Annotated in this window: 8 protein-coding genes and 1 tRNA gene; 7 read left to right on the top strand and 2 right to left on the bottom strand. The window is 34.9% G+C overall.

The window, feature by feature from the left end:
• The 3 genes from trxA to HME9304_RS09630 all read left to right on the top strand — a co-directional run bounded on the left by trxA (position 1) and on the right by HME9304_RS09630 (position 1,535).
• Positions 1-318: a thioredoxin gene (gene trxA / locus HME9304_RS09640; protein WP_112378394.1), complete on the top strand. Its 318-nt coding sequence runs from the start codon at positions 1-3 to the stop codon at positions 316-318.
• Positions 319-390: 72 nt separating this feature from the next.
• Positions 391-1,320, top strand: a complete 930-nt coding sequence (locus tag HME9304_RS09635) for a DUF58 domain-containing protein (protein WP_112378393.1) — start codon at positions 391-393, stop codon at positions 1,318-1,320.
• Positions 1,321-1,461: 141 nt separating this feature from the next.
• Positions 1,462-1,535: transfer RNA gene (locus tag HME9304_RS09630), tRNA-Asp, on the top strand.
• 222 nt (positions 1,536-1,757) lie between these two features.
• Here the strand turns inward: HME9304_RS09630 and HME9304_RS09625 are convergent.
• Positions 1,758-2,195, bottom strand: coding sequence for a hypothetical protein (locus HME9304_RS09625; RefSeq protein WP_112378392.1), 438 nt, complete (start codon positions 2,193-2,195; stop codon positions 1,758-1,760).
• Positions 2,196-2,203: 8 nt separating this feature from the next.
• Positions 2,204-2,347 carry a hypothetical protein gene (locus HME9304_RS16980; RefSeq protein ID WP_164674828.1) on the bottom strand — a complete coding sequence of 48 codons (144 nt, stop codon included), beginning with the start codon at positions 2,345-2,347 and terminating at the stop codon, positions 2,204-2,206.
• A 622-nt stretch (positions 2,348-2,969) separates the two neighbouring features.
• On the opposite strand from HME9304_RS16980, the gene HME9304_RS09620 reads away from it, so the two are divergent.
• The 4 genes from HME9304_RS09620 to HME9304_RS09605 all read left to right on the top strand — a co-directional run bounded on the left by HME9304_RS09620 (position 2,970) and on the right by HME9304_RS09605 (position 11,100).
• Complete coding sequence (locus HME9304_RS09620; RefSeq protein ID WP_112378391.1) at positions 2,970-4,847, top strand: metallophosphoesterase family protein; 1,878 nt, start codon at positions 2,970-2,972, stop codon at positions 4,845-4,847.
• Positions 4,848-5,312: 465 nt separating this feature from the next.
• Entirely contained in the window at positions 5,313-6,359 is a 1,047-nt protein-coding gene (locus tag HME9304_RS09615; protein ID WP_112378390.1) for a DUF5700 domain-containing putative Zn-dependent protease, read from the top strand.
• 255 nt (positions 6,360-6,614) lie between these two features.
• The gene (locus HME9304_RS09610; RefSeq protein WP_112378389.1) at positions 6,615-8,087 is read left to right on the top strand and encodes a sulfatase family protein; all 1,473 of its coding nucleotides are present in this window, start codon (positions 6,615-6,617) and stop codon (positions 8,085-8,087) included.
• Positions 8,088-8,328: 241 nt separating this feature from the next.
• Positions 8,329-11,100: a triple tyrosine motif-containing protein gene (locus HME9304_RS09605; RefSeq protein WP_112378388.1), complete on the top strand. Its 2,772-nt coding sequence runs from the start codon at positions 8,329-8,331 to the stop codon at positions 11,098-11,100.
• Positions 11,101-11,384 lie beyond the last annotated feature (284 nt).

Raw genomic sequence — 11,384 nt, 5'->3', positions numbered from 1 at the left:
ATGGCACTAGAAATAACAGATGCAACTTTTGATGAAGTAGTACTTAAAAGCGACAAACCTGTCGTTGTAGACTTTTGGGCGGCTTGGTGTGGCCCTTGTAGAATGGTAGGACCTATCATTGATGAGGTGAGTGCTGAATACGAAGGAAAGGCCGTTGTTGGAAAAGTGGATGTAGATGCCAATCAACAATTTGCTGCCAAGTATGGTGTACGGAACATTCCTACTGTCCTTGTGTTCAAGGATGGAGAGATTGTAAATCGTCAAGTAGGTGTTTCTCCCAAGAAAGTGTATACAGATGCTATTGAAGCAGCATTATAGCATTTACGATAACTATTATTTTAAAAAAGGTTTGGCAGCAGCCAAGCCTTTTTTGTTTTATATTGGTCTTTAATGGATATTAGAACAGAACTTCATAAAGCCCAACTATTCCAAAATTTGGAGCTATTGGCAAATCAAATTGTTGAAGGATTTATCAGTGGCATTCATAAAAGTCCGTTTCATGGATTTTCTGCCGAATTTGCGGAACATAAAATCTATAATCCGGGAGAAAGTACCAAACATGTTGATTGGAAATTATATGCCAAGACGGATAGGCTGTATACCAAAAGATATGAAGACGAAACAAATTTAAGATGCCACATGATTTTGGATAATTCGGCATCTATGTACTATCCAAAAGTAAAACAACTTTCAATCGGCAAATTGAATAAAGTAGGATTTGGAGTTTTGGCGATAGCTGCACTTATGCAGATACTCAAAAAACAACGAGATGCTGTTGGCTTAAGTATATATTCGGATTCCTATAACTTTTATGCTTCCGAAAAAAGCAGTGAGCGTCATTTTCAGATGCTATACTCTAAGCTAAAGGAAGTATCAAGTACTAAAGAAGCTTCACAAAACACTAAAACGTATACATATTTGCATCAAATTGCTGAAAAGATACATCGCCGTAGTTTGATTTTCTTGTTTTCGGATATGTTCCAAACCGAAACAGAGGACAGAAAGCTATTTGAAGCACTTCGCCATCTAAAATACAACAAACATGCCGTTGTACTTTTTCACCTTTTAGACCGAGAGCATGAAATTGATTTTGATTTTGAAAACGTACCGAAACGCTTTGTAGATATGGAAACAGGTACTCATATCGATTTATATGCAGACAATATCAAAAAGGCTTATTATGAGAAGATGGCCACCTATCAAAACGATTTAAAGTTAAAATGTGCACAATACCAAATTAAATATGTTGGCGTAGATATAGCATCTGATTTTTCTCAAATTTTCAATACGTTCATGACTGAACAAAAAAAGTTTGGATAAATCACTATTATATTTTTAGAAAATCTTTTGTTGAATCGAAAATGCAAATGTATATTTGCAGGCGCTTTGAAAAAAGCAATTGTAACAAGATTTGAATTCCGCTGTTGCGGGAGTCCCGATAACTATCGGGATAAAATCATTGGTCTGGTAGTTCAGTTGGTTAGAATACCTGCCTGTCACGCAGGGGGTCGCGGGTTCGAGTCCCGTCCAGACCGCTTTAAAGCTTCAACGTTTGTTGGAGCTTTTTTATTTTGTGAAAATTTTATTCCAATTCATAAAAAAGGGATGAAAATTTATCTTGTGAATTTTCGATTAAATTAAATTCAAACACTTAAAAGCGAAATCCAAATTTGTACATAACCCACAAGATTTCTTAAAAAAGAAAAGCCCGATATATATATCGGGCTTTTCAAAAAATCAACATTTATAATATAAAATTATGCTTTCCAAACATATACTTTAGCAAGATGGCGATCTCCATGACTAGTTGCAGAAGACTCAAAAGGATTAGTTTTATTCAGCTTACTAAAATCATCTGTACCCTCCAACTTGCACCGAGCTAGGTTAAGTATTTCAAAAAGATCATTTATATATAAATCTTCCAATAAGTCGGCTTGCTCTTCGTATTTTTCACTAAAATCTTCTTTATAGAACTCTGCGTCCTCTACAAAATAGTCAAACAAAGGTGAGCAGAAATCACTTAAATCAAATCCTCCGCAGCCATCAAAAGTATCTGAACACCCTCCATCGTCAGGAGGAAACGACCCATCATAATACCATACATAATCAATTGATGCATATGACGGATTCTTTTCACCTCCATTATAATCTGGGTGCATCCACAGCTTTATATCTTCTTTTATCGATTTGACCATAGTATCAACTAAACTATCTTAATCCCTTGTTTAAAAGTGTCATATAAGGGCTGTAAATCGCTAGGTATTCCTATTGACTCCAGATTTTTCATGATTTCACTTCTCTTCTCACCTAAACTTTCAAGAATTTCCTGATTTTCTGTTTTTTCCATTTGTTTTTATTTATCAATTAATACTTAAACTACAAGTGGAGGTTGACAGAGAATGCAAAGTAGACTGGTAACTAATATTCTTAACGCTACAGGTATGCTATGTTATTGAGAATAGTGTATAGGAATATTTTTAAGAAAACGAGAAGGAAAGAAATTCCTGTAAATGAAAATGCTAAGAGGTCTAATTTTAAGTGAAGCTAAAGTTACTACTAACAAAATTGAAAAGAATTAAATTTTATTATCGTAAGATTGGGTGGGAGAATCATAGAAAATATAACTGGAATTAAAAACCATTCGATGTATTAGAATATAATTTACAGATTGATATAATGCCTCGAATACTATTTTTCATATTTTTAGTTATTATCAAAAACCATCCATATATTTAAAAGAGTGATTTTTGTGATTCTCTTTTTTCTTTCAGTACAATATTCCAAAAAACTGAAATTGAATAAAAGTCAATCTATGTTTATCTGGATTGGAGAGTGATGTCGGAAATAAAAAAGAGGCGACCAATTTAGCCCAAAACTATCTTACCAATTTGGGTTTGTATGGTTTGGTTTCGCTACAGTGAGATTTCCCAATAGGGATTTATGCCAATTACAAAAAAATTACATCATCAATGAAACAAATCATGAAAAACCGTTTTTTAATTTTATCCGTTCTGGCAGTGAACGTTATCATGGCCCAGGAAATTGCAATTCCAAAGAGCTATAGCAATATCCAAAAAGATGAAGAGGGATTCTTCCTTCGAGATGGCGACCAACGCCATTATGCAATTGAAAGCAATGCCCGTTACAGCCTAAAACAATTGTTCGGTAATCCGAAAGGAACCGAGGAAGGAGTAAAAATGGATTTTGGTGATTTTAAGGGAACAATAACTTACGGGCTAATCCCCTATGGAAAAGCCCCGCACCCGCTACCTGTTTTCAGGTTCGTTAAATCTTTGGAATCGGGTAAAGTCGATATCAATATTAAAGGTGATTTTCGCTATCCCTATGACTTTGTCGATTGGCAAAAGAACCAGATTCTTTCCATTGGGTATCGCCTAACAGATGAAACCGGTATGATTGTTTATGATGGTGAAGTGTCCCTTAAGGGCAAAGGACCCTTCACTGTAGCTCCCTCGATCTATGAGGGTCCCTTTATCAATATGTTGACAGATACGAGCGCCACCATTTGGTTCAATACTACACTACCGTTGGCTATAGAACTCAAAATCGATGAAAAGACCATTAAAAGTCCAATGGCAACACACCATGAAATAGAAGTGACCAACTTAAAGCCAGGTACCAAGTATGACTATTCTATCAAGTATGGTGACTTTACTCAACAGTACTATCTAAAAACTGCCCCAAAACCTGGAAGTAAAGCTCCTTTTGTTTTCGCGTATACGAGCGATAGCAGACATGCATCTGGCGGAGGCGAACGAAAAATCTATGGTGCCAATGCGTACATCATGAAAAAAATCGCGGCGGTGGCCCATGCCAATGATGCGGCATTTATGCAGTTCAGTGGTGATTTAATCAATGGGTATCTGGGAACAAATGCAGAGACCCAATTACAATATACCAATTGGAAAAAAGCGGTAGAACCCTTTTGGCATTACATGCCTTTTCAAGTGGGAATGGGAAATCATGAAGCCCTAGGATATATTTTTAGAGATAGTACGGGAAGAACCAAAGGGTTTGTGGATAAATTTCCATTTAGCACTGAATCGGCAGAAGTAGCTTTTGCAGAAGCCTTTGTAAACCCTGTTTCCACTTTACAAAGTGAGGATGGTAGTGTCTATGACCCATCTTCCAAGACCATTGATTTTCCTTCGTATTCAGAAAATGTTTTTCATTATCGCTACGATAATGTAGCAGTTGTGGTTTTGAACAGTGATTATTGGTATGCTCCTACCCTTCCCATAAATACGGCGACTTCGGGGGGGTTACATGGTTATATCATGGACAATCAATTGGAATGGTTGGAAAACACCATAACAAGTTTAGAAGCGGACGTGACCATAAATCATATTTTTGTCACCCAGCACACCCCGGCATTCCCCAATGGAGGGCATAGTCGTGATGATATGTGGTATAGCGGGAATAATGAAAAAAGACCGTTCGTTGCAGGCAAACCATTGGAAAAAGGAATTTTAGAGCGACGCGACCAATATTTGGATATTCTCATTAATAAAAGTAAAAAGGTGTTGGCTATATTGACCGGGGACGAGCACAACTACAATCGTTTGAAGTTGACCGATGAGGTTACCATATACCCCGAAGACTATCCACATCAAAAATTGAAGGTATCAAGACCTATCTACCAAATCAACAATGGAGCGGCGGGAGCACCTTATTACGCTCAAGAAGTTTTGCCTTGGAGCGAACATACCAAAGCTTTTAGTGTAGAAAACGCGGTTTGTCTTTTTTATGTTGATGGCACAACTGTAAAAATGAAAGTTATTAATCCCGACACCCTAAATCTTATTGATGAAATAATATTGAGATGATTTAAAATTGTGTATTGCATAATCGCGAATTACAAAAATGTAACACTGGTGTTCGCACTATGAATATCACTATTCATTTTTTGTGCTCAGCGAGCAGATATGTTAGATATTTAAGGAAATGGGTTTAAAAATAGCTAATAAATACGTGATTATTTTAGATATAACTATTCAAAACTAAATAGCGTAGATGCTATGCCCTTACTTTTAAAGACAAAAGGAATTATAACGAAAAAATTTAAATTCACCAGTATTAATCAAAGATTGAATTAGGTTTTTTATTTATGAAAGAAATTCCCAAAAGGTATTAAAAAGAAAAAAGTGTAAGCTATCCGAAAAAATAAATTCAATGAAATGACATTTACAGAAGATGTTATCTTATTCAAAGGAATATTTAGATATATTTTGCAGAAAGGCAACCTTGGCTGAAGCTAAACCATCAATTATAAAAAATCCAAACAAACTAATATGATTTTGAGAGCTTTATTATTTGTAATCTTTTTTATTACTTTCTGTACTTTAAGTGCGCAAGAAATTGATATCACATATGATTATTCCGCAACGGAGAAACTCTTACAAATATTTGAAAAAAAAGAATTTGTAGATAAGGACTTTGAAGAATTGATTGAGTTGAAAGGTACAAAAGCGTACTTAAGGAAGTTGGCCATGTTTTTTCCAAATGTTGATGCAGATGGTTATAAAGAAAGTTTAAAAGCTGCGCTGAACAGTAATTATATTGACGATGACCCTTACATGTTCAATAGATTGGTGCCTTTGCTCCCCGAATCAAAAAAGCTATTGAAACAGGTAATCAAAAATAAAAAAGAATTAGCACTAAGTACCATTGATAAACTTAAGGCATACTGTCCTAAGAATTTAAAAATAACCGCAACAGTTTATTTAACGCTTGGTGTTATTGGCGGTGGTTGGACCTTTGATGATGAACCCAATGCTTTTTATGTTGATTTATCATCGATGAAAGGGGATTATCTAGGTTTGGCCTATTTGAGTGCGCATGAGCTTTACCATTTGGCACAATACCGTTTTATGAAGCAAATTGATAAGAGTGATAGGATAAATTATCTCTTAGACCAAATGGTACGAGAAGGATCGGCTACTTACGTTTCCGATTTTTCAAAAATTCCTTCATCAGGTCCGTATATAGATTTTAGCAAAAAGGAATACAGCCGAAATTTTAAAAGACTTATTATAAATTTTGCGCTTTTTGAGAGTTTAGTGTTTCAGGCAAAGCATGATAAGCATGTTGAGATAGATAAACTCTATAACATTGGTTATAGTGGAATGTTTCAAAGCCCTATGTATTATGTAGGATACCATATCATAAAATTAATCGAGAAATATAAAGGAAAAGATGAATTGGTCTCCCTTTTAAAAAATCCCCCCAGAGAAATGTTTCTGGCCTATTTAAAAGTATATAATGAAAATGCATCGATTGATGAGGATTTTGTCCCATTATCAAAATCAACTATTGATATCATAAAATCGTTACGATAAAATATTCTCTGTCCTACTATTAAAAGCGTTCATAAAAATGATTCTATAAATCAATTTTCAGAGAAGTTCTTTAATAAAAGCGGTAATCCTATATAGATTTTTTGGGTCTATTTGGAAATTTATCCAGTTGGGAAGTCAAAAAATCTGTAAAAAGTTTTACTGCTTTCCAGATAATGCATAAGCACAACAAAAGACTACTATCTAATGTCGTTTTACTAGTTTTAATAACTTCGTACCAATAACAAATACTTATAAATGAAATACCTCGCCATACTTTTTTCTTTCTTTCTACTTTATTCCTGCAATGAAAACACCGAACTCAAAAGTGAAAAGCCAAACATCGTACTAATCGTTGTGGATGACCAAGGTTATGCAGATTTCTCCCCTTTTGCAATGCATGACAAAACTGTCAAAACACCAAATATTTCAAAGCTGGGAGCTTCTGGTACAATTTTCACACAAGCTTATGTTACCGCTCCAGTTTGCAGCCCGTCCCGTGCTGGTATGCTTACGGGCAAAAATCAATTTAGGTGGGATAAACCTGCCAGTTGGGGTCCTGGACTACCAAAAAATGTTAAGACTTTACCAGAATACCTTAAAGAGGCAGGATATGAAACTGCGAGAATTGGGAAGAACGATTTGGGAAGAAATTTTCACAAGTATGATGTTAGGGAATACCCACTCAATCACGGTTATGATGAATTTCTCGGTTTTAGCGCCCATGCCCATGACTATTTGCATAACTCATTAGAGATGAAAGAACGTACACCAGACCCTTATGGAACAAGCGCACTTTTGGGGCCTTTAATGCACAATGACACAATTAAGAGCTACAAAGAAGGATATCTTACCACAATATTAACTGATGAAAGTATAGATTATATCAAAAGAAAACATGATAAACCATTTTTCCTCACCCTTTCGTATAATGCGGTTCACCACTTAATTCACGAAGTTCCACAAAAATACCTTGATAAATACGGTGCCAAACCTATTGCCAACTATCATCCTGATAGTTTAATAGCTTATGGTGATAAAAAAACAGGCACTTATTCCGCCTACTATGATAAATATTCACGTGTTGGAGACATTAAAAGTGACGAAATGCGAGCTTACTATTTAGCCAATCTCAATTGTTTGGATGATAATATAGGACGTTTTCTTAATGAATTAAAAAATCAAAACTTATATAAAAATACAGTTATTGTCTTTGTTTCAGATAATGGAGGTTCGCCATTGACCGGAGCTAACAATACTCCGTTGACTGGGGGCAAATACTCACTTTGGGAGGGCGGAATAAGAGTTCCTTTGGCAATTGTTTGGCCAAATCATATTAATAAGGGCAAAACAATCGATCAGTATGTTTCTACAGTTGACATCTTGCCGACTTTGGCAAGATTGGCAGATGTTGAGGTTAAGGACACTACCCTTGATGGCACGGACTTGTTAAGTCCCGTAGAAAATAGATTATTGGTTTGGAAATGGCAAAAAACATGGGCGGTAAGATTAGGGGATTGGAAATTGACCAACGCCAAGGACAATCACTGGAAGAGTGAGCCAACAGATCAGTACATAGCACCGATAATAGATAATATGGAACCGAAGCTATTTAATGTTGCCAAGGACCCCGGTGAGCGTAAAGATTTAGCGCAAAGAAATCCAGAAAAGGTAAAACAATTACAGTTGGCTTATAAGAGATGGTGTGATGACAATATTGGTATGTATTGAACAGTAGGTACCGATAAATAAAATTCTAAAATAGCCCCCTCGCTTTTAGCAACCTACGACAGGTGCCGAAACTTGGCTTATGATAAGGATGACATTTACTACATACTCAGACAAATTATCAGAAATATGTATAGATTGGCCAAAAGTATAACTTCCCCAAAACCGATGTTTACTTTATCTTAATATACTTCTTACTACATTTATATTAAAGAATTTCAATAGAGATGATTTTATAGGAAAAATGAGAAACCTAATTTTCTTGCTATATTTTTTTGTCTCTTGTACAATTGCTGCTCAGGAGCTCCCCCCCATAAAAAAATTCAGCCCGCAGGATTACGGTGGGGATAACCAAAATTGGATGGTTTCCCAAAGCGATGACCATTATATTTATGTAGCAAACAATAATGGCCTTCTGGAATATGATGGAGAAATTTGGAAATCGTATCCCACACCAAATAATTCAATATTGAGGGCGGTAAAAGTTATTGGCAGAAAAATCTATACTGGATGTTATGCAGAATTTGGTTATTGGGAAAAAGATAAATACGGGGATCTGTATTATACTTCATTAATATCCAAATTTAAAAATATTGATTTTCAAGACGATCAAATTTGGAACATTATAGCGTATGGAGATTGGATTTTGTTTCAATCCAGCCATAAACTTTTCTTTTATAATCCAAAGGATAATCTCTTTAAAATAATCCATTCACAAGAAATCATATATAAAGTTTTTAGCATACAAAATAAAATTTATTACCATGTTGCCAACATGGGGCTCTATAAGATTGAGAATGGGATATCCACACTGGTTGTTGACGATAAAATAATTAAAGAAGGGAGGGTAATAGGACTTTACGGGAGCGAGGCTAATTTATTGTTGCTTACAAGAAATCGCGGTTTTTTTGAGTATGACGGGGAGAATCTACGACGCTGGAAAACAGATATAGATTCTGATCTTTCCCAGATGAACATTTTTACCGCCATAAAATTAAATAACGGAGAGTTTGTATTGGGTACCATTTTAAATGGCTTACTTCATCTTGATCAAAATGGAAAAAAGAAATTTGAAATTGGTCAAAGAAACGGTCTCTCTAATAATACAGTTCTTTCACTTTTTGAAGACAAAAGGAATAATCTATGGGTTGGGTTGGATAATGGAATAAATTGTCTCAATCTTAAATCAAAAATCTCAAACTATGTAGATTACTATGGTGCTTTGGGAACTGTATATTGTACCGAACTTTATAAAGGAAATTTTTATGCAGGTACAAATCAGGGGCTCTTTTACAGGCCTATTGATAGGCCAAATCAAGAATTTCAATTTATTAAGGGTACCGCAGGTCAGGTTTGGAGCTTATTTAATTTTAATGATAGAAGTCTTTTGTGCGGGCATCATCTGGGTACTTTTTTGATTGAAGGAGATAAATCTGAACAAATATCCTCTGTTCTGGGGGCGTGGGATTTTAGAAAAATTCCTTCAAAAAATAATCTTCTATTACAGGGCAATTACAATGGCCTGCATATACTGGAATTTAGAGATGGTGAATGGATATCAAAGAATAAAATCAAAGGATTTAAATATTCATCAAGATTTATTGAAATTGACAAAAAGGATAATATATGGGTCAGCAATGAATATAAAGGAGTATTTAAAATTCGATTGGACAGTAGCTATGAAAGTGTTGCCAATATACAGAAATTAACATCATTAAAAATAGGCAAGACATCAAGTCTGGTATCCTATGAAGATGATTTGCTCTACAACTCCGAAAACGGTATTTATAAATATAATACCGAGCAAGAAAAATTTATAAAGGATGAGCATCTTCATCAATTGTTTTCATCCTTAGGAAAAGTCTCTGGGCGATTGACTGTCGATAAAAGCGGAAAGCTTTGGTTGTTTTCAGAAGAAAATATCAGCTATCTACATCATAACGATTTAACCAATGAAATCGGGTTAAAGAATATTCCAATGCCCTCTGGGCTACGTAATGGAATTTTAGGCTTTGAGAACATTGAGCTGCTAAGCGAAGAAAACTATATACTGGGAAAAACGGACGGATTCTTAAAAATTGACCTTTCAAAAGAACCTCCAAAAATTGAACATCGCCTTTTTTTAAATTCGGTAACTATCACGGATTTAAATGGAAAATCGAAAAAAATTCAAGTAGATAGTATCGCCGAGTTTGAAAATAAAAGAGGCGTATTATCATTTAACTATTCAGTACCTCAATATCAAAAATTTAAATCTGTTAAGTATTCATATAAATTGGATGGGCTGTTGAACAAATGGAGCCCATGGAGAAACAGCCCCTCTGTACAATTTGAAAATTTACCTTTTGGTGATTATCAACTTTCAATAAAGGCCAAAGTTGGGAATGAGGTGGTCAAGAATAAAGAAGTATTCACATTTAAGGTCAACAAGCCATGGTATATATCAAATATTGCCCTGTTTTCTTATACAATCTTTTTAATATTTTTTGGATTTTTTGTTCATAAGGCTTACAAGTTTTATTATCAAAAAATATTGCGACACGAGCAAATTCAAAATGAAAAAACAATTATTGAGATTCAGAATGAGAGATTAAACCAGGGAATGGAAAACAAGAATAGAGAGTTGGCCATAAGTACAATGAGCATTATAAAAAAGAACGAGCTTTTAGGAAAAATCAAGAAGCAGTTGAAAAAAGGTTACAAAAATGAAAATATAGACCGCGCAATAAACCTTATAGAAAATAACTTGAACAACAATAAAGATTGGAAATTTTTTAAGCAGGCCTTTGATAATGCGGATAAAGAATTTTTGACCAATATAAAAGCTGCCCATCCTGAATTGACACCAAATGATTTAAAGTTCTGTGCATATTTAAGGTTAAACTTGTCATCCAAAGAAATTGCGCCACTACTCAATATCTCAATAAAGAGTGTAGAAACGAAACGATACCGCCTGCGCAAAAGATTAAAACTTGACCATGATGAGCACCTTGTCAATTATATCCTCAAGTTTTAACAGGCAACATATAAATATTACACAGACAAAACCACTACATGTGTGTAGTTTGACCCTACGGATAATTTATTAACCCAAAATTAATGTTAGCCCAGACTGCCAAGTGTTGCATAGGCTCACAAAAGTTGGTGTGTTGAAAAAATCCGATTTTTTGTATTGTTCGTTTTTTGTCGGGGTCGTTTTTATTAGCCATCTCGTATAGCTTCTTAACTTTGAGAAGTGTCAAAAATCCATTTGATACCGACCAAGACTTTAAACGTTTAACCAATAAGTATAGCTTTTAT

Source organism: Flagellimonas maritima (genome assembly GCF_003269425.1).
GTDB classification, from domain to species: Bacteria; Bacteroidota; Bacteroidia; order Flavobacteriales; family Flavobacteriaceae; genus Flagellimonas; species Flagellimonas maritima.
This window is presented reverse-complemented; position numbering and strand designations above follow the sequence as displayed.

Excerpts from the sequence above, each read along its gene's own strand:
- HME9304_RS09610 (WP_112378389.1), top strand. The coding sequence starts at position 6,615 with ATGAAATACCTCGCCATACTTTTTTCTTTCTTTCTACTTTATTCCTGC.
- HME9304_RS09605 (WP_112378388.1), top strand. The coding sequence starts at position 8,329 with ATGAGAAACCTAATTTTCTTGCTATATTTTTTTGTCTCTTGTACAATT.
- HME9304_RS09620 (WP_112378391.1), top strand. The coding sequence starts at position 2,970 with ATGAAACAAATCATGAAAAACCGTTTTTTAATTTTATCCGTTCTGGCA.
- HME9304_RS16980 (WP_164674828.1), bottom strand. The coding sequence starts at position 2,347 with ATGGAAAAAACAGAAAATCAGGAAATTCTTGAAAGTTTAGGTGAGAAG.
- trxA (WP_112378394.1), top strand. The coding sequence starts at position 1 with ATGGCACTAGAAATAACAGATGCAACTTTTGATGAAGTAGTACTTAAA.
- HME9304_RS09635 (WP_112378393.1), top strand. The coding sequence starts at position 391 with ATGGATATTAGAACAGAACTTCATAAAGCCCAACTATTCCAAAATTTG.
- HME9304_RS09625 (WP_112378392.1), bottom strand. The coding sequence starts at position 2,195 with ATGGTCAAATCGATAAAAGAAGATATAAAGCTGTGGATGCACCCAGAT.
- HME9304_RS09615 (WP_112378390.1), top strand. The coding sequence starts at position 5,313 with ATGATTTTGAGAGCTTTATTATTTGTAATCTTTTTTATTACTTTCTGT.